General features: G+C 72.4%; 21 protein-coding genes and 1 riboswitch. Of the genes, 8 read left to right on the forward strand and 13 right to left on the reverse strand.

Features of this window, described 5'->3' with window-relative positions; translation table 11 throughout:
- Position 1: 1 nt before the first annotated feature.
- The 3 genes from ACH4RC_RS18905 to ACH4RC_RS18915 are packed head-to-tail and all read right to left on the reverse strand — an operon-like array spanning position 2 to position 2,181.
- On the reverse strand, positions 2-397 hold the full coding sequence (locus ACH4RC_RS18905) for a molybdopterin-binding protein (RefSeq protein WP_398202017.1): 396 nt from the start codon (positions 395-397) through the stop codon (positions 2-4).
- A gap of 38 nt (positions 398-435) precedes the next feature.
- Complete coding sequence (locus ACH4RC_RS18910) at positions 436-1,032, reverse strand: hypothetical protein (RefSeq protein WP_398202018.1); 597 nt, start codon at positions 1,030-1,032, stop codon at positions 436-438.
- Positions 1,033-1,086: 54 nt separating this feature from the next.
- A complete protein-coding gene (locus tag ACH4RC_RS18915) occupies positions 1,087-2,181 on the reverse strand; it encodes a chemotaxis protein (RefSeq protein WP_398202020.1) in 1,095 nt (364 codons plus the stop codon).
- Between the two features lie 189 nt (positions 2,182-2,370).
- Between ACH4RC_RS18915 and ACH4RC_RS18920 the strand changes: the two genes are divergently transcribed.
- Together ACH4RC_RS18920 and ACH4RC_RS18925 are read left to right on the forward strand one after the other, a co-directional pair.
- Positions 2,371-3,810: a basic amino acid/polyamine antiporter gene (locus ACH4RC_RS18920; protein ID WP_398202022.1), complete on the forward strand. Its 1,440-nt coding sequence runs from the start codon at positions 2,371-2,373 to the stop codon at positions 3,808-3,810.
- A gap of 37 nt (positions 3,811-3,847) precedes the next feature.
- Positions 3,848-5,110, forward strand: coding sequence for an arginine deiminase (locus ACH4RC_RS18925; protein WP_398202024.1), 1,263 nt, complete (start codon positions 3,848-3,850; stop codon positions 5,108-5,110).
- Between the two features lie 9 nt (positions 5,111-5,119).
- On the opposite strand, the gene ACH4RC_RS18930 is transcribed toward ACH4RC_RS18925, so the two are convergent.
- Positions 5,120-5,611 (reverse strand): nucleotidyltransferase domain-containing protein, encoded by a 492-nt coding sequence (locus tag ACH4RC_RS18930; protein ID WP_398202321.1) that lies wholly within the window; start codon positions 5,609-5,611, stop codon positions 5,120-5,122.
- Positions 5,612-5,679: 68 nt separating this feature from the next.
- Positions 5,680-5,877, forward strand: a riboswitch (cobalamin riboswitch).
- Between the two features lie 37 nt (positions 5,878-5,914).
- Here ACH4RC_RS18930 and ACH4RC_RS18935 point away from each other — a divergent pair.
- Genes ACH4RC_RS18935 through ACH4RC_RS18945 form a run of 3 tightly spaced genes read left to right on the forward strand, consistent with a single transcriptional unit; the run spans position 5,915 to position 8,846 of the window.
- The gene (locus ACH4RC_RS18935) at positions 5,915-6,973 is read left to right on the forward strand and encodes an ABC transporter substrate-binding protein (RefSeq protein WP_398202025.1); all 1,059 of its coding nucleotides are present in this window, start codon (positions 5,915-5,917) and stop codon (positions 6,971-6,973) included.
- Between the two features lie 32 nt (positions 6,974-7,005).
- Positions 7,006-8,043 carry a FecCD family ABC transporter permease gene (locus tag ACH4RC_RS18940; protein WP_398202322.1) on the forward strand — a complete coding sequence of 346 codons (1,038 nt, stop codon included), beginning with the start codon at positions 7,006-7,008 and terminating at the stop codon, positions 8,041-8,043.
- Positions 8,040-8,846: an ABC transporter ATP-binding protein gene (locus tag ACH4RC_RS18945; protein WP_398202028.1), complete on the forward strand. Its 807-nt coding sequence runs from the start codon at positions 8,040-8,042 to the stop codon at positions 8,844-8,846. Before ACH4RC_RS18940 ends, ACH4RC_RS18945 begins: the two co-directional genes overlap by 4 nt.
- A 7-nt stretch (positions 8,847-8,853) precedes the next feature.
- Here ACH4RC_RS18945 and ACH4RC_RS18950 read toward each other — a convergent pair whose 3' ends face one another.
- A complete protein-coding gene (locus ACH4RC_RS18950) occupies positions 8,854-9,474 on the reverse strand; it encodes an L-threonylcarbamoyladenylate synthase (protein WP_398202030.1) in 621 nt (206 codons plus the stop codon).
- Between the two features lie 159 nt (positions 9,475-9,633).
- On the opposite strand from ACH4RC_RS18950, the gene ACH4RC_RS18955 reads away from it, so the two are divergent.
- Positions 9,634-10,785 (forward strand): hypothetical protein, encoded by a 1,152-nt coding sequence (locus tag ACH4RC_RS18955; protein ID WP_398202031.1) that lies wholly within the window; start codon positions 9,634-9,636, stop codon positions 10,783-10,785.
- Between the two features lie 24 nt (positions 10,786-10,809).
- Here the strand turns inward: ACH4RC_RS18955 and ACH4RC_RS18960 are convergent, their stop codons facing one another.
- Positions 10,810-11,175 (reverse strand): hypothetical protein, encoded by a 366-nt coding sequence (locus tag ACH4RC_RS18960; RefSeq protein ID WP_398202033.1) that lies wholly within the window; start codon positions 11,173-11,175, stop codon positions 10,810-10,812.
- A gap of 75 nt (positions 11,176-11,250) precedes the next feature.
- Here ACH4RC_RS18960 and ACH4RC_RS18965 point away from each other — a divergent pair, with 75 nt between their 5' ends.
- Together ACH4RC_RS18965 and ACH4RC_RS18970 are read left to right on the forward strand one after the other, a co-directional pair.
- Positions 11,251-11,634 (forward strand): DUF779 domain-containing protein, encoded by a 384-nt coding sequence (locus tag ACH4RC_RS18965; RefSeq protein WP_398202035.1) that lies wholly within the window; start codon positions 11,251-11,253, stop codon positions 11,632-11,634.
- A 38-nt stretch (positions 11,635-11,672) separates the two neighbouring features.
- Positions 11,673-12,986 (forward strand): phosphodiester glycosidase family protein, encoded by a 1,314-nt coding sequence (locus ACH4RC_RS18970; RefSeq protein ID WP_398202038.1) that lies wholly within the window; start codon positions 11,673-11,675, stop codon positions 12,984-12,986.
- Here the strand turns inward: ACH4RC_RS18970 and ACH4RC_RS18975 are convergent.
- From ACH4RC_RS18975 to ACH4RC_RS19005, 7 genes are all read right to left on the reverse strand, one after another.
- Positions 12,938-14,521: a hypothetical protein gene (locus tag ACH4RC_RS18975; RefSeq protein ID WP_398202040.1), complete on the reverse strand. Its 1,584-nt coding sequence runs from the start codon at positions 14,519-14,521 to the stop codon at positions 12,938-12,940. The two genes, ACH4RC_RS18970 and ACH4RC_RS18975, sit on opposite strands and share 49 nt — an antisense overlap.
- Positions 14,522-14,616: 95 nt before the next feature.
- Entirely contained in the window at positions 14,617-14,811 is a 195-nt protein-coding gene (locus ACH4RC_RS18980) for a hypothetical protein (protein WP_398202042.1), read from the reverse strand.
- Between the two features lie 118 nt (positions 14,812-14,929).
- Positions 14,930-15,802, reverse strand: coding sequence for a phosphatidylinositol-specific phospholipase C/glycerophosphodiester phosphodiesterase family protein (locus tag ACH4RC_RS18985; RefSeq protein WP_398202045.1), 873 nt, complete (start codon positions 15,800-15,802; stop codon positions 14,930-14,932).
- Between the two features lie 505 nt (positions 15,803-16,307).
- Entirely contained in the window at positions 16,308-16,682 is a 375-nt protein-coding gene (locus ACH4RC_RS18990; RefSeq protein WP_398202048.1) for a VOC family protein, read from the reverse strand.
- A 115-nt stretch (positions 16,683-16,797) separates the two neighbouring features.
- Positions 16,798-17,898 (reverse strand): acyl-CoA dehydrogenase family protein, encoded by a 1,101-nt coding sequence (locus tag ACH4RC_RS18995; protein WP_398202049.1) that lies wholly within the window; start codon positions 17,896-17,898, stop codon positions 16,798-16,800.
- Positions 17,895-19,079: an acyl-CoA dehydrogenase family protein gene (locus tag ACH4RC_RS19000; RefSeq protein ID WP_398202052.1), complete on the reverse strand. Its 1,185-nt coding sequence runs from the start codon at positions 19,077-19,079 to the stop codon at positions 17,895-17,897. Before ACH4RC_RS19000 ends, ACH4RC_RS18995 begins: the two co-directional genes overlap by 4 nt.
- Positions 19,076-20,062 carry an NADPH:quinone oxidoreductase family protein gene (locus ACH4RC_RS19005; RefSeq protein ID WP_398202054.1) on the reverse strand — a complete coding sequence of 329 codons (987 nt, stop codon included), beginning with the start codon at positions 20,060-20,062 and terminating at the stop codon, positions 19,076-19,078. The genes ACH4RC_RS19000 and ACH4RC_RS19005 overlap by 4 nt, the downstream gene beginning before the upstream one ends.
- Positions 20,063-20,069: the final 7 nt, after the last annotated feature.

The raw sequence follows: 20,069 nt of genomic DNA on the forward strand, positions 1-20,069 counted from the left end.
CTCAGGCCCGGTCGATATGTACGTTCGTCGACTTCACGCGGGCCGTCGCCTCCATGCCGACCTCCAGGCCCAGCTCCTCCACGGCCTCCCGGGTCAGCAGCGACACCAGGCGGTGCGGTCCGGACTGGATCTCGACCTGCGCGGCCACGTCACCGAGTTTGACGGCGGTGACGATGCCGGGGAACGCGTTGCGCACCGAGGTGTACGAGACGTCCTCGTCGCCGCCCGCGCCCCTGGCAAGCTCCACGGAGAACGCGGCCAGGTCCTTGCCCTCGACGAGCCGGCGCCCGGCCTCGTCCCGGTGCGTGGTGACCCGGCCGGCGTCGGCCCAGCGCCGCGCGGTGTCCGGGCTGACCCCGAGCAGCCGCGCTGCCTGGCCGATTGTGTAGGACTGCATGGATCACAAGATAGCGAGCGGCTCCGGACCACGTTCCCTCAGTACCGCTGCGCCTTCGCGATCTTCGCCGTGAGATGCGGCTGCGGCGGCTTGGAGCTGATGGCGAGTGGCTGGGCGCGCTCCCCCGCCTTGAGGTCCTTCGCGCCGACGACCTTGGACTCGACGACCTTGCCGTCGGAGTCGCTGAAGTCGACCCGCACCGCGAAGGAGGCCGTCTTGTCGGTCTTGTTGGTGATGTTGACGACGAGGGCGCGCACGTTGTCGGTCTCGGCGAGCGGCTTGCCGGTCAGCGACACGTCGTCGACGGCGTTGCCCCGGCCGTCGACGGCGTCGAGCTGCTTCGTGTACTCCTGCCGGTTGCGCTCCACGTCGGCGGCGACGGACGCCTCGAAGTCGTGCGCCTTCTCGGAGGCCGACTCGGCCGCGGCGGACGCGGACTTCTTCGCCTCCGCCTTCTTCGACTCGGCGCTGGAGGCCATCGAGGACGGCGGTTCACCGGAGAAGCGGGACGACTCCGGGGCCGACGCCTGCGGGCTGGCGCTCGCGCCGCTGTCGTTGCCGTCGTCACCGCCGCACGCGGTGAGCGCGAGCGCAGCGGCGGCCGCGCACGCGGCGAGGAGGGAAGCTGCACGCATGGGAGGGGGTTCCTTTCCGACGGCTTCAGAAGCGATGCACGAGCGAGGGCGGGGTCAGAAGCGCAGCACCGCGGCCACGTGCCCCGCGTCCGCCAGCGTCCCGTCCGGAACGAAGTCGACCTGCGCGCCCGTCTCCAGGGCGGACTCCACGATCTCGTCGACGATGTCGTGGACGGCGTCCACGTCGTCGTCCGCCGCCGGCTGAAGGTGGCCGTCGCCGGCCCGTACGGTGGTGCGGTAGTGCTCCTCCACCACGAGCAGGTGGATGCGGCCGTCCGAGGCCTTCTCCCAGACCTCGTCCACGCCGGCGGCGTACGTGTTGCCGCCGCGCGCCCGTTCGAGCGCGGCGAGCGCGTCGGCGATCCCCCGTTCGGCCTCTTCCGCGCGGGCCGGACCGACGGCCCGCGCGACCGTCTCCGGGGTGGCCTGGGCGAGGCCGCCGACGGGGACCTGCACCGCGTCGTGCGCGGCGCTCCCGGCGTCGGTGAACAGGGCGAGCGCGGCCGGGTCGCCGGTGATGTGGAGCGGGCGCGGCGCGGCGCGCAGGACGGCGGCCAGGGCGGTGTCGGCGTCCCGGAAGAACTGCCGGGTCTCCTCGCTGTGGAAGGTGCTGGGCAGGTCCCCGACGCGCTCCTTGCGTTCGGAGTCCGGGCGCTCCAGGCTGCGGCTCTGCGGGAAGCCGTGGCCGGTGTGCTCCGTGACGCGCTCGCCGCGGCCGTCCCAGAGGGTGATCCGGTCGGCGGCCACGGCCAGGACCCAGTACGGGCGCTGCGCGGCGTCGGCGGCGACGAGGTTGCGGGTGAGGAAGGTGTCCGCGAGCACGACGCGTTCGGGCACGGTCCGGTCGACGACCCACGCCTGGTGCTCGCCGGGCGCCGCGAAGATCACGAGGCCGTCCCTGACGTAGGCGAGGTCGAGCTCGGCCACCGCCGCCTTCAGCTCGGCGACCACGTCGTCGCGGCGCTCCCTGGTCACGGCGGGGTCCACGTCGAGCTGTCGCACGGCCTCGCGGACCAGGTTGTCGAGGCGGACGGGGTCCTGGGCATTGTCCGGCTGCGTCCGGTGGGTCGGCATCGCCAGGGAGACGGCGGGATAGGGCCGGGGCGCGCGCAGGTCGCGCAGGACCGCCGGGTTCAACGAGGAGTGCATGCCTGAGTGCCCTTCCGACGCAACGCCTTCGTGTGCCGCAACCTCTCCATGCTGTGCACAGACAGGCGTATCCGGCACTTTTTATCCGGACAAAGGCATGCGGACAAAAAGTGCGAGCCTCCGCATTGCGGGCTGAGACTGTTTCCCGACCCGTAACGCAGATCGCGGATCTTCACCGAGGGGGACGCCATGGAGCAGACCGCCGAGCGGAGCGCGCCCGCCGCGAAGCTGCCGCTCTTCACCCTGACCACCATGGTCATCGGCTCGATGGTCGGCGCCGGGGTCTTCTCGCTGCCCAGCCGCTTCGCCGAGGAGACCGGTGTCGCGGGCGCGCTGATCGCCTGGGCCATCGCGGGCACCGGCATGCTGATGCTCGCCTTCGTCTTCCAGTTGCTGGCCGTGCGCAGGCCCGACCTCGACGCGGGCGTGTACGCGTACGCCAAGGCCGGTTTCGGCGAGTACCTGGGCTTCTTCTCGGCGTTCGGCTACTGGGCCAGCGCCTGCGTCGGCAACGTGACGTACTGGGTGCTGATCATGTCGACGGTGGGCGCGATCTGGCCCGCGCTCGGCGAGGGCGACACGGCGCTCGCGATCGTGCTCTCGTCGGCCGGGCTCTGGGCGTTCTTCCTGATGATCAGGCGCGGGGTGAAGGAGGCCGCGGCGATCAACAGGATCGTGACCGTGGCCAAGATCGTGCCGATCCTCGTCTTCATCGTCCTCGCCCTGGTCTTCTTCGACCCGTCGGTCTTCGCGGACAACTGGGGCGGCGAGGAGTACGCGGGTTCACTCTTCGGGCAGGTCAAGGGCACCATGCTGGCCACCGTCTTCGTCTTCCTCGGCGTCGAGGGCGCGAGCGTGTACTCACGGCACGCGAAGAAGCGCTCGGACGTCGGCCGGGCCACGATCCTCGGCTTCCTCAGCGTCTTCGCCGTCTTCGCCTCCGTCGTCGTCGTGTCGTACGGGATCCTGCCGATGGGTGAGATCGCGGAGCTGCGCCAGCCGTCGATGGCGGGCGTGCTCGAGGACGCCGTCGGCACCTGGGGCAAGGTCTTCATCAGCGTCGGCCTGATCGTCTCCGTGCTCGGTGCCTATCTCGCCTGGACGCTGATGGCGGCCGAGGTGCTTTTCGTGGCGGCGAAGGACGACGACATGCCGCGCTTCCTGCGCCGCTCGACCCCCGCCGACGTGCCCGTGCCCGCGCTCCTCATGACGACGGTCCTCACCCAGCTGGTGCTGATCGTCACCGCGTTCTCGGACGACGCGTTCAACTTCGCGCTCAACCTGACCAGCGCGCTCTCCCTGATCCCCTACCTCTTCGCGGCCGCCTTCGCCGTGCGGATCGGAGCCCGGGACGACCCGCTCACCGCGGGCGGGCGCGCCTCGTCGCGCGAACTGGTGATCGCGGCGGTCGCCACGCTCTACACGGCGTTCATGCTGTACGCGGCCGGGCTGAAGTTCGTCCTGGTCTCCTTCGTCTTCTACGCCCCGGCCACGATCCTGTTCGTCATGGCCCGCAGGGAGCAGGGCCGGCGCCTGTTCTCGCCGGGCGAGCTGGTCGTCCTCGCCGTCTCCGTCGCCGGCGCCGTGCTCGGCGTCGTCGCCCTCGCCGCGGGCTGGATCAGCCTGTGACACCCGTAACCCCTCTCACGAAGCCCGGAGGCACACCGTGACCGACCACGAGACACCCGCGTCCGCCACGTACGGCGTCCACTCCGAGGTGGGCCGACTCCGCAAGGTCCTCGTCTGCGCGCCGGGGCTCGCGCACCGCAGGCTGACCCCGACCAACTCCGACGACCTCCTCTTCGACGACGTGATGTGGGTGGAGAACGCGCAGCGCGACCACGCCGACTTCGTCAACAAGATGCGGCAGCGCGGCATCGAGGTGGTCGAGCTGCACGAACTGCTCGCGCGGACCATGGCGCTGCCCGAGGCCAGGTCGTGGCTGCTTGACCGCAAGATCGTCGCGAACCAGGTGGGGGTCGGGCTCATCGACGACACCCGTACCTTCCTGGAGACGCTCCGTCCCGAGCAGCTCGCCGAGTTCCTCATCGGCGGGCTCGCCACCACCGATCTGCCGGACGAGTACCGCTCCGCGTACGTGTCGATGGCCCGCGAGTCCAGCGGCGTACGCGAGTACCTCATGCCGCCGCTGCCCAACACGCTCTACACCCGCGACACCACCTGCTGGCTCTACGGCGGCCTCACGCTCAACCCGCTGTACTGGCCCGCGCGGCACGACGAGACGCTGCTGATGAAGGCGGTCTACCGCTTCCACCCGGACTTCGCGGGCTCGACCGTCTGGTGGGGCGACCCCGAACAGGGCTGGGGCCAGGCCACCTTCGAGGGCGGCGACATCATGCCGGTCGGCAACGGCGTCGTCCTGATGGGCATGAGCGAGCGCACCTCGCGGCAGGCCATCACCCAGGTCGCCACCGCGCTGTTCGAGAAGGGCGCGGCCGAGCACGTCATCGTCGCCGGGATGCCGAAGCTGCGCGCGGCGATGCACCTGGACACCGTCTTCACCTTCGCCGACCGGGACGTCGTCACGCTCTACCCGCGGATCATGGACTCGGTGCACACGTTCTCGCTGCGCCCCAGCGACAAGGCGCCGGGGCTCGACATCACCGACGAGGGGACGACCCCGTTCGTCGACGTCGTCGCGCGGGGGCTCGGCCTGCCGGAGCTGAGGGTCATCGAGACCGGCGGCGACGTGTACGCCTCCGAGCGCCAGCAGTGGGACAGCGGCAACAACGCGGTCGCTTTGGAGCCCGGCGTCGTCGTCACCTACGACCGCAACACCCAGACCAACACGCTGCTGCGCAAGGCGGGCGTCGAGGTCGTCACGATCGTCGGCGCGGAGCTGGGGCGCGGCCGGGGCGGCGGCCACTGCATGACGTGCCCGATCGTCCGCGACCCCGTGGCCTACTGAGACACCTGGTCAGATGTGTGTGCCGATGCCGAAGACCCGGCGCAGCTGCGCCATGTCGTGCCGGTCCCGCTCCGCGGGCTCGTACCCCTGATGGAAACGGACCTGCTGCTCGGCTGAGAGGCACGGGACCGGCTCCCCCGCGATGGTGCCGGTGACGAAGACCTCGGCCGGGTAGCGGAACGGCTGGTCCGGGTCGAGCGAGGACTGCTCGGCCGAGCCGTCGGGGGCGAAGCGCAGGGGGTGCAGGTCGATCTCACGGCCGTCGGGGTGGGCGAGGACGAAGCGCGCGGGGCGCCGGTCGAGGGTCTCGGCGAACCCGGCGCCGGTGAGGGCGGCGAGCACGGCGGGCTCCTGCTCGGCGCGGTGCATCAGGTCGAGGTCGCGGTGGTTCCTGGTCTGCTCGCCGGTCAGGGCGTCGATGCCCCAGCCGCCGCCGATCCAGATGTCCGCCCCGGCCTCCCGCAGCAGGACGAGGACGTTCCGTACGTCGTCGGCTGTCATCACGCGAGCAGGGTAGGCGGGCGGGCGGGGGGCGGCGAACGATTAGCGGGGCCCGCCCCGGCCCGTGATACGTTCCGTGAGCCAGTCGTACCTTTGTGCGTTCTCGAACGCGTACGGGTCAGGGAATCCGGTGGAAGTCCGGAGCTGACGCGCAGCGGTGAGGGGGACGGGCGGAGCCACTGCCACTGAGCCGCTCGCCGGTTCGGGAAGGCGCTCCGCCTGGACGATCCCGAGTCCGAAGACCTGCTGGCGGCCTCCGGGACCGAGACCCGGCCGGGGGTGAACCGTAGGCCGGCTCCGCGTATGGGCCCTGGACGCAGAGGAACCCCCGTGCCCTTCGCACGTCGACTCCGCCACATCGCACCGCTGTTGGCGGGCGCCCTCCTCCTCACCGCATGCGGCGGTGGCGCGGGCTCCGCCGGCACCGCGAAAGACGCTGACGCCGCTGTCACCCTCGACAACTGCGGCGCGAAGGTCCGTGTCGCGCACGCCCCGCGCCGCGCCGTCGCCCTCGACCAGGGCTCGGCGGAGATCATGCTCTCGCTCGGCCTGGAGGACCGCATGGTGGGGACCGCGACATGGACCGACCCGGTCCTCGAGGGCCTGGAGAAGGCGAACGCGAAGGTGCCGCGCCTCGCCGACCGCTACCCCTCCTTCGAGAAGGTCCTGGACACCGAGCCGGACTTCGTCTCCGCCTCCCTCACGAACACCATCGCCAAGGGCGGGGTGGCGCCGCGCGAGCAGTTCGAGAAGCTCGGCGTGGACACCTACCTCTCCCCCGCCGACTGCGCCGGCAAGGACAACAGCGGTGACGGTGACGGCGCCCGCACCAGCGCGCTGACCATGGACACCGTCTACGGCGAGATACGTGACCTGGCGCGGATCTTCGACGTGAAGGAGCGCGGCGACAAGCTCGTCGCGCAGTTGAGGTCCCGTGTCGGCAAGGCGACGTCAGGGGTCGACGCCGAGGGCGTGAGCGTCCTGTACTGGTTCGCCAACTCCGACTCGCCCTACATGGCGGGCTGTTGCGGCGCCCCTGGCGTCGTCACCAGGGAACTCGGGATGCGCAACGTCTTCGACGACACGCACGAGGAGTGGCCGCAGATCAACTGGGAGACGGTCGCGGACCGCGACCCCGACCTCCTCGTCATCGGCGACCTGACCCGCCGCTCGCAGTCCGCCGAGTCGGCCACGCAGAAGATCAAGTTCCTGGAGTCCGACCCGGTCACCAAGAACATGACCGCCGTACGGAAGAAGCGGTACGTGCTGCTCAGCGGGCAGGCCCTGAACCCCACCATCCGGACCGTCGAGGGCGTGGAGAAGGTGGCCGCCGCGCTGCGCGAGTTCGGCCTGGACAAGTGAGACCAGTGAGACCGGTGAGACCAGCGGAACCGGTGAGTACGGCGGCGGCCCGGCCCGCCCTGTACTGGGCCGCGGCCCTCGCGGCGCTCTGCGCCTCGGTCGCCGTCGCCATCACCATCGGGCCCGCGCACATCCGCGTCGCCGACGTGTGGTCGGCGGTCGGCGCCCGGCTCGGCTGGGGCGCCTCAGACCTCTCCCCGATCCGCGACGGCATCGTGTGGAACCTGCGGCTGCCGCGCACCCTGCTCGCGGCGGTCTGCGGCGCGGGCCTCGCCGTCTGCGGCACGGTGCTGCAGGCGCTGCTGCGCAACCCGCTCGCCGACCCCTTCGTGCTCGGCATCTCCTCGGGCGCGTCGACCGGGGCGGTCCTCGTCGTCGTCCTGGGCCTCGGCGGCGGCGCGCTCTCCGTCTCGGGCGGCGCCTTCCTCGGCGCCCTCTGCTCGTTCGCGCTCGTCCTGGTCCTCAGCCACATGCTGGGCGGCTCGACGGACCGGGTCGTGCTCTGCGGGGTCGCCGCGATGCAGCTGTTCTCGGCGCTGACCTCGTTCGTGGTGCTGACCGCCGCCGACGCGGAGACGACCCGCGGCGTCCTGTTCTGGCTGCTCGGCTCGCTCGGCGGCGTCGGCTGGACCGAGGTGTGGCTGTGCCTCGCGGTGCTCGTGGTGGCGCTTGCGGTGTGTCTCGGCTACGGGCGGACCCTGGACGCGTTCGCCTTCGGGCAGGAGGCGGCCGCCGCGCTCGGTGTGCGCGTGGCACGGACCCGGCTCGTCCTGCTGTGCGTGACGGCGCTCCTGACGGCGGCCCTGGTCAGCGCGGCGGGCGCGATCGGCTTCGTCGGGCTCGTCCTTCCGCACGCGGCGCGCGCCCTGGTCGGCCCGGGACACACCCGGCTGCTTCCGGTCACGGCGGTCGCCGGGGCGGTGTTCCTGGTCTGGGTCGACACCCTGGCCCGTACGGTCCTCGAACCGCAGGAGGTTCCGGTGGGGGTGGTGACGTCGCTGATCGGCGTGCCCGCGTTCGTGCTCGTCCTCTTCCGCGGAAGCGGCCGGTCCGGCCGGGGCGTCCGGTGAGCGCGGGCGGCGACGTCAAGGAGACCGGACAGGGGCTGGCGGCGGACCGCGTCTCCTGGTCGGCGGGCGGCACGCTCGTGCTCGACGGGGTGAGCGTGACGCCACGACCCGGCGCCGTCACCGGTGTGCTCGGCCCGAACGGCTCCGGCAAGTCGACCCTCCTGCGTCTGCTCGCCGGGGTCCTCGCCCCGGCGTCCGGCGTCGTCACGCTCGACGGCACCGCGCTCGGCGAGGTGCCGCGCAGGACGGCGGCCCGGCGCATCGCGCTCGTCCACCAACAGGCGGACACTCAGGTCGAGTTGACGGTGACCGACGTCGTACGGCTCGGCCGGACCCCGCATCGCAGGGCCTGGGCGCCCGCCTCCGCCGCCGACGAGGCGACGGTCCACGACGCCCTGGAGCGCACCGGCCTGACCGACCACGCGCGCCGCCTGTGGCACACCCTGTCCGGCGGCGAACGCCAGCGGGCGCAGATCGCGCGCGCCCTCGCGCAGGAGCCGCGCGAGCTGCTGCTCGACGAGCCCACGAACCACTTGGACATCCAGCACCAGCTGGAGCTCCTCGACCTGATCTCAGGGCTCGATCTGACCAGCGTCGTCGCCCTGCACGACCTGAACCTGGCCGCCACCTACTGCGACCAGGTCGTGGTCCTGCGCCGGGGCCGGGTCGTCGCGGCGGGCGAGCCCGGCGCCGTCCTCACCGAGGAGCTGATCGCCGACGTCTACGGCGTCCGCGCGCGCATCTCCCGCCCGGGGCCGGGCGAGCGCCCCCACATCCGCTTCCTGGGGACGCTCGGACCGTAGTGCGATGTCACTCGAAGCGGTCGGGGTCCCCCGCGCCGCGCCGTACGACGGTGGCCTCACCGTCGGAGAAGTCGATGACGGTCGTCGGCTCGGTACCGCAGTCGCCGGAGTCGAGCACCGCGTCCACCACGTGGTCGAGCCGCTCCTTGATCTCCCAGCCCTGCGTCAGCGGCTCGTCCTCGCCGGGCAGCAGCAGGGTGCTGGAGAGCAGCGGCTCGCCCAGCTCGGCGAGGAGCGCCTGGGTCACGACGTGGTCGGGGATGCGGACGCCGACCGTCTTCTTCTTGGGGTGCTGCAACTGGCGCGGCACCTCGCGCGTCGCGGGCAGGATGAACGTGTAGCTGCCGGGCGTCGCCGCCTTGACGGCGCGGAACACGTCGTTGTCGATGTGCACGAACCTGCCCAGCTGCGCGAAGTCCTGGCACACCAGGGTGAAGTGGTGTTTGTCGTCGAGCTGCCGGATCGTGCGGATCCGCTCGACGCCCTCGCGGTTGCCGAGGCGGCAGCCGAGCGCGTAGCAGGAGTCCGTGGGGTAGGCGATCAGCGCGCTGTCGCGGACGGAATCGGCGATCGCGCCGATGGTGCGCGTTTGCGGGTTGTCGGGGTGCACGTCGAAATAGCGGGCCATCCGTCGACCCTACGGGATCAGTGGCGAACGCCACGGCGTTGCGGGGCGGCGTATTCCGCGTACACGCGCGACAATCCCGACACCCGCCCACCCTGCCCTCTTCCGACGGGCGCGGCACGGACCATACTGGTCCTGCCCCGACCACTCACAGAAAACCTCATGGCCAAAAACAGCAGCTCCCCGACCACCGTCCCCGACACCGCGTGGCTCGGTCACGGGCGCCACCTCGGCCCCGAGCCCGAGCAGGACGTGCGGCGCAACCTGATCGCCCTCAAGGCGGCCGGGGTGCTCGACGACTTCGCCGACCTCGACCCCGTCGAGGCGGCCCGCTCCACCGTCCTGCACCCGCGCGACGAGTCCGCCGACCCGGGCCCCACCGCCCGGCGCCTGTTCGAGGCCCGCTGGCGGGTCGCCGACGACGTCACGGTGCGTGCGCAGCTGACGACGTACGAGCCCGAGGGGCGCCGCAAGGACGGTGACGGCGTGGTCTGGGTCCTGGCGGCCGAGGCCGAGCGGGCGTGGGACCCGAACTGGGCCTCGCCGGCCACGATGTTCTGGCCCGACAGCGACATAATCCCCTGGGACCACGCGATGATCCCGGGCGTGCGCCTGCGCGCGGTGAACCATCTGCCGAAGGACGACGACGAGCTGCGCCACCGGCTGCGGGACTGCACCCGCGAGAGCTGGTACGTCCATGTCGTGGTGCACGAGGCGATGACACCGGACGCGCGAGGGCAGCGGCCGGTCATCGAGTTCCTGCCGCCGAGCCTGCGCCACCGGGTGATAGAACACCGGGCCAGCCCGGAGCAGGCGCAGATCGCCGACTTCGCGATGAAGCGGGAGCTGAAGCTGCGGATGCCGCGCGGCGGCGCCGTGCTCCTGCCGACGGCCCCGCAGGAGCCGGGGTACGACGCCGAGCACTTCGCCGTCCGCAACGTCTTCCTGGACGGCTCCGAGCCGGTCGAGCTGCTCCAGCGGATCAACGAGTTCGCGGCGCTGCCCCAGCCGCTGACGCCGGACGCCGAGCGGGCCCTGACCCGCCTTCGGCAGGGCTGGCACCTGCTGACGCCCGAGGAGGAGCTGGCCCACGCCCAGTCGATGGTCGGCCGGTACGCGGAGGCGCTCGACGCCATGACCACATCACGGGACCTGTACCGGGAGGCGGCCGAGGCGGCTCAGGCGGCGCTCGCCGAGGTCGGCGCGGCCGCTCCGCCGCCCGGACCGGCCGGGACCGGCCAGACGAGGGCGGACGGCTCGCCGCTGAGCGCGCTCACGAAGGCGTTCGGCCGCTTCCGCGACCCGAACAAGTAGCCGCACAGACACCTTCGGGGCGGGTCATTCCTCCTCTTCCGCCTCCAGGCCGCCCGGGTCGGACATGCGCAGCGCGATCTCCCGCAGCAGCTCGGTGGAGTTGACGTCGGTCCGTCCTTCGTCATGCACCTTCGCGAGCTGAGTGAAGAGGAACGCGAACGCCTCGACGAGCGACACGCTGGCCGGCATGAGCGCGGCGATGGCCAGCTCGGCGGCCTCCTCCGGGTCGGCCCCGGCCGGGATCTCGATGGTCGGGAACACCTCCGACACGAGCCGCCCGAGCTGGGTGAGGTCGTTGTCGAGCTCGGCCCCGTCATTGATTCTGCGCACCATCTCCTGCGTCTCGGTCAGTACACCGATGGCCCGCAGAACGATCTCCCTCTGTTCCATGTGGGGAGCCTATGCGGGCGAGCCGTCCGCGCGTGCAACGTGGTCGCAACGTCCTGTCGCCTTCACTGCTCCGTCATGAGCGACGACGCCCGTGACGACGCCCGTGACGACGTGCCCCGTGTGGAGCTGACCCCGGCCGCCGCGGAGCTGCTGCGGCGGTTGCGCGAGGACCACGGGCCGCTGATGTTCCACCAGTCCGGCGGCTGCTGCGACGGCAGTGCGCCGATGTGCTACCTGGCGGGCGAGTTCCGCACCGGCGCCGCCGACGTGCTCCTCGCCGAGCTCGCCGTCGACGGGGTGGCGGAGACCGTGCCGTTCTGGATGTCGAGGAGCCAGTACGAGGGCTGGAGCCACACCCGCCTCATCGTCGACGTCGTCGAAGGGCGGGGCAGCGGATTCTCCCTGGAGGCGCCGGAAGGAGTACGTTTTCTGATCCGTTCCCGCCTTGTCGGCGCGTAGCCATCGACGGGACCACTGTCGTCTGCTGAACTCCCCTGATGCAGACGAGAGTTGACAAGAGACGCACGTCTTCCGGAAAGGCCGTGGCGAGCCTCGCGCTCGTGGGCGCGCTGACCGGTGCCGGTCTGACGGGGGCGCCGCCGGCGGGCGCGGCCACCGCCGCCGGTGCCGCCGGGCAGATCGCGCCCGGCGTGTCGTACGCCGAGTTCGACGTGCCCGCCGCCAAGGGCACCGCCCACGCCCACGTCCTCACCGTCGATCTGCGCAACCCGCGGGTCCGCGTCGGCCTGCTGCACCCGGGCGCTGTCGGGGCCCGCGCCACCGTCTCCGCGATGGCGGACGCGGCCGGCGCCGTCGGCGGCGTCAACGGGGACTTCTTCAACATCAGCGAGGCTCAGCACCCCGGCGTCGAGGCGACGGGCGCCGCGGTCGGCCCGGCGATCGCGAGGGGCCACACCCTGAAGGCGGCCGTGCCGGACGGGCAGCGCTTCGGCCCGGCCCTTCCGCCCGGCACCTCGACCCGCGACGTGCTCGGCGTCGGCGTCGACCGGCGGGCGCGGCTCGACAGCATGGCCCTGGACGGCTCGGTACGTACCCGCGCGGACCGCGTGCCGCTCGGCGGGCTCAACCAGTACGCGCTGCCGGTCGGCTCGGTCGGCGCGTTCACCCCGGAGTGGGGCAGCGTCTCGCGGGTGCGGGCCACGTGCGGCACGGACACGCAGCGGGCGGCGCCGTGCAGCACGGACACGTACGAGGTGACGGTGGACCGGGGCCGGGTCGTCGCGGCGGCCGATACGCCGGGCGCCGGTCCGATCGCCGACGGGACGACCGTCCTGGTCGGCCGGGAGGCGGGCGCGCAGTGGCTGCGCAAGCTGTCGGCGGGCGACCCCGTCCAGGTACGCCACCGCCTGGTCGCCGCGCGGTCGCGGATCCCGTACCGGTTCGCGGTCGGCGGCTATCCGGTCCTTCGCGGCGGCGCCCCGCTGCCGGGCCTGGACGCCGACACGTCGGCGGTCCGTACGGCCGCGGGCATCGGCGACCACGGCCGCACGCTCTACCTCCTCGCCCTGGACGGCGCGCCCGCGTACCGCACGGGCCTGTCGATCGCGGAGGTCGCCCAGACCATGCGCTCGCTCGGCGCGGACGACGCGTTCTCGCTCGACGGCGGCGGTTCGTCGACCCTGGCGGCCCGGGAGCCGGGGGCGTCGTCGGTCACCGTCCGCAACCATCCGACGGACGCCCCCGAGCGCGCGGTCGCCAACGGCATCGGGGTGTGGGCTCGCCAGGACCGCTCGGCCCACCCTCAGCCCTTGTCCCGTACGGCTACGAGGCCGTTGAAGACGCCGGCGTAGGCCGTGCCGTCGGGGCCGAGCGTGACCGGCGCCCAGTTGTTGTCGTAGGCGACACCGGTCCCGGCGAGGCGCTTCCAGCGGGTCTCGCCCGTACGGAAGTCGACGGCGGTCAGGTACCAGGCGTCGATGCCGAGGGAGTTGGGCTCCTTCGTGTAGAAGTACAGCAGGCCGTTGGCGGTGGACAGCTTCGGCACGGTGGACGGGGAGCGGACGCCGCTCTCCCACACCGTGTCGCAGCCGCTGCCGTCGGGGCGTACGTCGACGCGGGTGACGCCGCCGACGACGCTGCGGCCGAAGGTGAGCGAGGTGATGTTCTCGTAGCCGTAGTTGTTCTCCACGACGAGGCTGTCGCCGTACGAGATGAGGCTGTTGTCGGTGGTGGAGGCGCCCGGGCCGAAGACCGGGACCTTGCAGACGAGGCGCCGGCCGGCCGGGACGTCGGCGCCGCGCCGGTAGACGAGGACGTTCATGCGGTCGTCGGCGTTGTCGGTGATGGCGACGTAGTCGTCCTCGACGCCGAACAGGTCGGGGGTGGTGCCCGAACCCTGGTTGACCGAGCCGGGTTTGGTGCCGGTGCCGCGGTCGTAGGTCTGGCGCCAGACGGTGCGCGGGGTGCCGTCGGCGGCGGCGTCGAAGCTGTAGAGGGCGTGGTCGGTGACGATGGAGACACCGTCGTCGGCGACGGAGAAGGAGTTCTGGATCTCCTCGCCCGGCAGTTGGACCGACTTGAGAGAGCCGGTGGCGGGGTCGACCGTGCCGACACGGCCCTGGCGGGTCACCCACCAGATCCGGCCCGACCAGTCCGGCATGACGGAGGTGACGGGGTCGCAGGTGCCGCTGGGGTAGAGGTTCGTCCAGCTCACGCAGGAGTGCGGGACGTGGTCGGTCAGGTCCCAGTCGTCGGTGACGACGAAGCGCCAGGCGCCGTCCGCCTCCTGCTCGTGGGCCAGGCGCACGATGTGCTGGCGGGAGTCGGCCAGGACGAGCCGGTCCTGGTCGTCGAGGTAGGAGTAGGCGCCGCCCGACGTGTCCTTGAAGATCCTGGAGAAGTCGAGGCGGGTGATGGCCTCGACGGTGGAGGGGCGCTGCGGCAGCTTGTACTCGGCGAGGGTGGCCAGGGTGTGCGGGTCGAGGAGTTTGACGAGGAAGCCGGTGAAGGTGCCGCAGACGGTGACGATGCGGCCGGCCTTGTCGAAGGTGACGGTGGCGCACTCGCCGCCGAGCGCGGCCATCTGCTCGCTGGTGACCCCGGGTTCCCGCCCGTCGGGCCCGGCCCAGGGGTAGGTGCCGCTGCCCCAGGCGTCGGCGTGCATGCCGCTGCGTCCGTTGGCGGCGAGGAAGGGGTGTTGGGCGGGCGTCCTGCCCGCCACCGGTTGCTGAGCGGCGGGGGCGCCCTCGTACTGCGTGACGAGCCGGTGGCCCGGCGCCTTGGGGATCTCGTCGGCCCAGGCGCCGGGCGGCTGGACGGCGCCGAGGGCCACGAGGGTCAGGGTCGCGGCCAGGGCGGCGCGGGCGAGGCTTCTTCGCTGCGGCATGGGCCCGAAGCTAGGTTCCGCCGCTTGAAGTGTCCATGCCCGTACGGGGGTTGTTCACGAACCCGAAACGATCACATGCGCGGGGTGCGCGCGGATCATGGCTGGAGGCTGCTGACCAGTCCGGCGGTGGCGTTGAGGCCGTCGTTGATGGTCGGCGCCACATTCGTGCCCGCGAGCAGGAAGCCCAGCAGGACACAGACGAGGGCGTGCGAGAACTTCATGGCTCCGTTGCGCAGGAAGATCACCGCGACGATCAGGAGCAGCAGCACGATGGAAATGGACAGAGACACCGTCGAACCTCCTCCGCCACGCCGGCACCGTGGCTTTCGGCCGCAAGTGTGACGCAGCGGAGGCCGTTCGGCGGTGTCTGACCTGTCCCCCGATCGGGTGTTATATCGGGATCACCGGTTAGGGGCGACGGCCGTGGGCGTCATGGGCGTCGAGGAAGCGCTCGAGGCCGGCGAGGTCGTCGGTGTTGAGGTGGTCGACGCCCGCGGCGAGCAGTTCGGTCCAGACGGCGTCGCGCTCCGGGCCCGGCAGGTCGGGTGTGGCCCAGAACCGTACGCGCTGGCCGCGCTTGTGGGCTGCGGCGACGATGCCGCGCAGCTTCGTGCGCTCGGCGGCGGGGATCGGCCCGACGCCTTGCCAGGTGAAGTTCGTGGACCAGTTGTCGCTGATGAGCGGAGCGAACGACGCCGGGGTCGGTGTCCCGAGGTCGGTGAGGCGTCCGTCGTAGAAGGCGCTGCGGGCGCGCTGGGCCTCCATCGGGGCGCGGGCGGCGCGGTCCCCGGAGACGACGGCGGTGACCGGTCCGGTGCGGACGCGCCCGTGGGCGTACGTCGTGAACAGCCCGCGGTGACGCCGCAGCCGGCGGTCGAGTTCGAGGTAGGTGGCGGCGCCCTCGGTCTTGATGTCGATCAGCAGCTGGAACGGTATCCGCCGGCCGCGGTACACCGAGCCGTGCTGCGCCCGCACGCGGTCGGCCAGCGGGCCGAGGTACAGCGATTCGAGCGTGCGGTTCGGGTCGAGGTCGACGGGGTCGTGCGCGACGAGCAGATCGCCGTCGACGAGGTAGATGTCGGCCTCGACGCTGTTGAACCGGTGGTCAAGGGCGTCGAAGAGGGGCCGCGCGTGGTCGTAGTCGTTGTGCGCGTGGGCCCGCAGGAGCGGCCGGGGCCCGCGCTTCCCCTCCCCGGCGTGGGCGAGCTGCGGCGTGGCGGCGCCCACGGCGAGGGCGGCGGCGAGCGTACCGAGGGCTCTGCGTCGGGTGGTCGGGGCCATGAGTGCCTCCCGTGTCGGTCGGGTGGGACAGGACGGACACGGCGAGTATGAGGGGCGGACGTCGGCAAGAGGAGTCACTGGGACGGGAGTTGGCCGGACTGCCACCCCCGGTTCACCGAGGGGGCACGTGTGCGGGCGTCGGGCGCCGCGTTCCCTTCGGGGGACGCGTGGGCGGCAGCCGCCGCGTTCGCTCGCGGGGTACGCGGGCGGCGGCCGCCGGCGCTCACCTGCGGGGCGCCCCGACGGCGCCAGCCGGGGCGTGCAGTCGCGGGGCACGCCGGTGACCTCAGGCAGCACTCACCCGCCGGGTACGCCGACGGCGCCAGCCGGAGCATGCAACCGCAAGGCACGCCAGTGATCTCAGGCAGCGCTCACCCGCCAGGCACCCCAGACGTCAGCCGGAGCATGCACTCCGGAGCACGCCAGTCACCTCGGGCAGCGCTCACCCGCCGGGTACGCCGACGGCGTCGGCCGGGGTGTGGAGTCGCGGGGGATGCCGGTGGTGTCAGTCGGTGCGTTCGGCGGCGCTGCGCTCGACGCAGAATTCGTTGCCCTCCGGGTCGAGGAGCGTGGCCCAGCCGCGCCCGTCCGGGCGCCGGTGGTCCTCGTGCAGGGTGGCGCCGAGCGCCAGCAGACGCTCGACCTCCTCGTCGCGGGTGACGTCCTGGGGCTGCAGGTCCAGGTGCACCCGGTTCTTGACCGTCCTCGGGTCGTCGACCCGGATGAACAGCAGGTGGGCGGCGGGGCTCGCCACCAGCGCCTCCGGGTCGCCGGGGTGGTCGTCGTCCGCGAGGCTGCCGCCCAGCACCCCGGCCCAGAACCGGCCGAGGGCGTAGGGGTCGGCACAGTCGATGGTCACGTGTCTGATCAGGGACGTCATGCGGGTCAATGGATCACGGAGCCCGGCCCGCTGTCCAGGGACCGGACACGGCGGACAGCGGCCGGCGCCGGAGCGGCGGCCGCTGTCCCCGCCGGTGTTCGGGTCTGCTGAGGGCTCAGTGGGCCCGGAGGTCGACCAGCCCGGCCAGTTCCTCCCGGTGATGTCCCGCCGTGCCCAGGGCGATCGAGTCGGCCTTGGCGCGCTTCAGGTACAGGTGGATCGGGTGTTCCCAGGTCATGCCGATGCCGCCGTGCAGCTGGAGCGCCTCCTCGGCGGCGCGGACCGCGACCGGCGCCGCGTACGCCTGGGCGACGGCCACCGCGATGGCGGCGTCGTCGCTGCCGGTGGCCAGCGCGTCGGCCGCGTTGCGGGCCGCGGCGCGGGTGTTGACGACTTCGAGCCAAAGCTGCGCGAGCCGGTGCTTGAGGGCCTGGAAGGAGCCGACGGGCCGGTTGAACTGGTTGCGGTCACGCGTGTAGCGCACCGTCTCCGTCAACAGCCAGTCGGCGAGCCCGAGCTGCTCCGAGACCAGAAGGCCGGCTCCGGCGCGCAGGGCCCGGCGGACCGGGGCGGCCACGTCGGCGGCAAGGAGGCGGCCCGTCGCGCCCTCGAACGTCACGGCCGCGAGCGGGCGGGTGCGGTCGAAGGAGGTCTGGGACTCGACCGTGACCCCGGAGGCCGTGGCGTCCACCGCGTACAGGCCGTCCGGCGTGGGGACCAGCAACACGTCGGCCGCCGTGGCGTCCGCCACCGCCGTGACGCGTCCGATCAGCGTCCCGTCCGACGCCCGTACGTCACTGAACTCCGCGCCCGGCGCCGCCGCCAGCGGCACCGCGAGGGCGCCCACCGTCCGGCCCGACGCGAGGGACGCGAGCAGTGTCCGCGCTTCCTCCGTGTCGCAGCCGAGCAGCGCCTCCGTCGCGATGACGGCGCTGGTCAGGTACGGCACGGGGGCGACAGCCCGGCCCAGCTCCTCCAGGACGACGGCGGCCTCACGGTGCGAAGCACCCTGGCCGCCCCGCTCCTCGGGGACCAGGAGCCCGGCGAGGCCCATGGACTCGGCGAGGTTCTTCCACAGGGCGCGGTCGTGCGGCTCGTCGCTCTCGACGCGGGCGAGCACGGTCGCGGCGTCGCTGTGGTCGGCGAGGAGGTCGCGGACGGCCGAGCGCAGCGCCTCCTCCTCCTCGGAGTACAGCAGATCGGGCTGGGTGCTCATCGGGCCAGGTCCTTCCAGGCGACGTCCTTGTCGGTGCGCGGCTCGGGCGGCAGGCCCAGGACACGCTCGGCGACGATGTTCAGCAGGACCTCGCTCGTCCCGCCCTCGATGCTGTTGCCCTTGGCGCGCAGGTACCGGTATCCCGCCTCGCGGCCCGCGAAGTCGACGATCTCGGGGCGGCGCAGCGTCCAGTCGTCGTACAACAGGCCCTCCTCGCCGAGGAGTTCCACCTCCAGGCCGCTGATCTCCTGGTTGAGGCGGGCGAAGCCGAGCTTCATGCCCGCGCCCTCGGGTCCCGGGTGCCCGGCGACGAGCTGTTGGCGCAGGCGTTCGCCGGTGACCCGTGCGACCTCGGCGTCGACCCAGAGCTTGACCAGGCGCTGGTGGAGGTCGGGGGTGCGCAGCTCGGGGCGTTCGCGCCAGGTCTTGGCGACGATGCCGATGAGGCCGCCCTCGCGTGGGATGCGCATGCCGCCGATGGCGACGCGCTCGTTGTTGAGGGTGGTCTGGGCGACCTTCCAGCCGTCGCCGACCGCGCCGAGGCGGTGGGCGTCGGGGATACGGACGTCGGTGAGGAACACCTCGTTGAACTCGGCCTCGCCGGTGATCTGGCGCAGCGGCCGCACCTCGACGCCGGGGTCGGTCATGTCGCAGACGAAGTACGTGATGCCGCGGTGCTTGGGCACGTCCGGGTCGGTGCGGGCGATGAGGATGGCGAAGCGGGCGTTGTGCGCGCCGGAGGTCCACACCTTCTGCCCGTTGACGATCCAGTCGTCGCCGTCGCGGACGGCGCGGGTGCCGAGCGCGGCCAGGTCGGAACCGGCGCCGGGCTCGCTGAACAGCTGGCACCAGATCTCGTCGCCGACCCAGAGCGGCTTGAGGAAGCGCTGCTTCTGGTCGTCGGTACCGTAGTGGAGGACGGTCGGGGCGGCCATACCGAGCCCGATGCCGTTGCGCCGGGGCGCGTTGTCCGGGGCGTCCGCCGCTTCGAGTTCGGCGTCGACGACGGCCTGGAGCGAGCGCGGCACGCCGAGCCCGCCGAGCCCCTCCGGGTAGTGCACCCAGGCGAGCCCGGCGTCGAAGCGGGCGCTGAGGAAGTCCGCGCGGGGCGTCGTGGCGGGCGGGTTGGCGGCCAGGAACTCCTGGGTGCGGGTGCGCAGTTGCGCGGCGTCGATGCTCATGCGGCGGCTCCTTCCGTACGCGCGTCGAGCCCGGGGATGACGACGACGCGACCAGTGGTCACGCCGTCGGCGACACGCTGCACGGCGGACGCCGCCTGCGTCAGGTCGACGCGCTCGCTGACCAGCGGCTTGATGGCGCCGCGCGCGGCCAGCTCGGTGAGCTGCCCGTGGCAGTGCTGGATCAGCTCCGGGTTCTTGCCGGCGTACAGGCCCCAGTGCAGGCCCATGATCGAGTAGTTCTTGACCAGGGCGTGGTTGAGCGCGGGGCTCGGGATGGTGCCGCTGGCGAAGCCGACGACGACGATCCGGCCCTCGAAGGCGACCGTCTTGGCCGACTGCGTGTACGCCTCGCCGCCCACGGGGTCGTAGACCACGTCGGCGCCGCGCCCGCCGGTGGCCTCCTTCACGGCGGCGATGACGTCCTCGCCGCGCCGGTCCACGACCACGTCGCAGCCGAGCTCGCGTGCGACCTTGGCCTTGTCGGGCCCGCCGACGACGCCGATGACGCGGGCGCCCGCGGCCTTGCCGAGCTGGACGGCGGCGCTGCCGACCCCGCCCGCGGCGGCATGCACGAGCAGCGTCTCGCCCTCTTGCAGACGCGCGCGCTGGTGCAGGCCGAACCAGCCGGTCTGGTAGCCGATGTGCAGCGCGGCGGTCTCGGCGTCGTCGAGCGCGTCGGGCGCGGGCAGCAGGGCGCGCGCGTCGGCGACGACGTACTCGGCGAGGCCGCCGTGCGGCAGCGCCGGATTGGCGATGACCCGGCGCCCGTCCTCGGTCTCCCCGCAGACTTCCACGCCGGGCGTGAACGGCAGCTCCGGCCTGACCTGGTACTGGCCCTTGCAGAGCAGCGCGTCCGGGAAGTTGATGTTGGCGGCACGCACCTTGAGCAGAACCTGCCCCTCACCGGGCACGGGACGCTCGACCTCTTCGAGGCGCATCACCTCGCTCGGCTCGCCGTTCTCGTGCACTTGCCATGCCTGCATGCGGGGC

The organism is Streptomyces sp. NPDC016845 (assembly GCF_044332585.1).
Classification (GTDB): Bacteria; Actinomycetota; Actinomycetes; order Streptomycetales; family Streptomycetaceae; genus Streptomyces.

Bases quoted from the DNA above. Each gene is read 5' to 3' on its own strand.
- ACH4RC_RS18970 (WP_398202038.1), top strand. From the start codon at position 11,673: ATGCAGACGAGAGTTGACAAGAGACGCACGTCTTCCGGAAAGGCCGTG.
- ACH4RC_RS18990 (WP_398202048.1), bottom strand. From the start codon at position 16,682: ATGACGTCCCTGATCAGACACGTGACCATCGACTGTGCCGACCCCTAC.
- ACH4RC_RS18985 (WP_398202045.1), bottom strand. From the start codon at position 15,802: ATGGCCCCGACCACCCGACGCAGAGCCCTCGGTACGCTCGCCGCCGCC.
- ACH4RC_RS19005 (WP_398202054.1), bottom strand. From the start codon at position 20,062: ATGCAGGCATGGCAAGTGCACGAGAACGGCGAGCCGAGCGAGGTGATG.
- ACH4RC_RS18975 (WP_398202040.1), bottom strand. From the start codon at position 14,521: ATGCCGCAGCGAAGAAGCCTCGCCCGCGCCGCCCTGGCCGCGACCCTG.
- ACH4RC_RS18905 (WP_398202017.1), bottom strand. From the start codon at position 397: ATGCAGTCCTACACAATCGGCCAGGCAGCGCGGCTGCTCGGGGTCAGC.
- ACH4RC_RS18935 (WP_398202025.1), top strand. From the start codon at position 5,915: ATGGGCCCTGGACGCAGAGGAACCCCCGTGCCCTTCGCACGTCGACTC.
- ACH4RC_RS18915 (WP_398202020.1), bottom strand. From the start codon at position 2,181: ATGCACTCCTCGTTGAACCCGGCGGTCCTGCGCGACCTGCGCGCGCCC.
- ACH4RC_RS18955 (WP_398202031.1), top strand. From the start codon at position 9,634: ATGGCCAAAAACAGCAGCTCCCCGACCACCGTCCCCGACACCGCGTGG.
- ACH4RC_RS18930 (WP_398202321.1), bottom strand. From the start codon at position 5,611: ATGACAGCCGACGACGTACGGAACGTCCTCGTCCTGCTGCGGGAGGCC.
- ACH4RC_RS18960 (WP_398202033.1), bottom strand. From the start codon at position 11,175: ATGGAACAGAGGGAGATCGTTCTGCGGGCCATCGGTGTACTGACCGAG.
- ACH4RC_RS19000 (WP_398202052.1), bottom strand. From the start codon at position 19,079: ATGAGCATCGACGCCGCGCAACTGCGCACCCGCACCCAGGAGTTCCTG.
- ACH4RC_RS18965 (WP_398202035.1), top strand. From the start codon at position 11,251: ATGAGCGACGACGCCCGTGACGACGCCCGTGACGACGTGCCCCGTGTG.
- ACH4RC_RS18995 (WP_398202049.1), bottom strand. From the start codon at position 17,898: ATGAGCACCCAGCCCGATCTGCTGTACTCCGAGGAGGAGGAGGCGCTG.
- ACH4RC_RS18910 (WP_398202018.1), bottom strand. From the start codon at position 1,032: ATGCGTGCAGCTTCCCTCCTCGCCGCGTGCGCGGCCGCCGCTGCGCTC.
- ACH4RC_RS18950 (WP_398202030.1), bottom strand. From the start codon at position 9,474: ATGGCCCGCTATTTCGACGTGCACCCCGACAACCCGCAAACGCGCACC.
- ACH4RC_RS18920 (WP_398202022.1), top strand. From the start codon at position 2,371: ATGGAGCAGACCGCCGAGCGGAGCGCGCCCGCCGCGAAGCTGCCGCTC.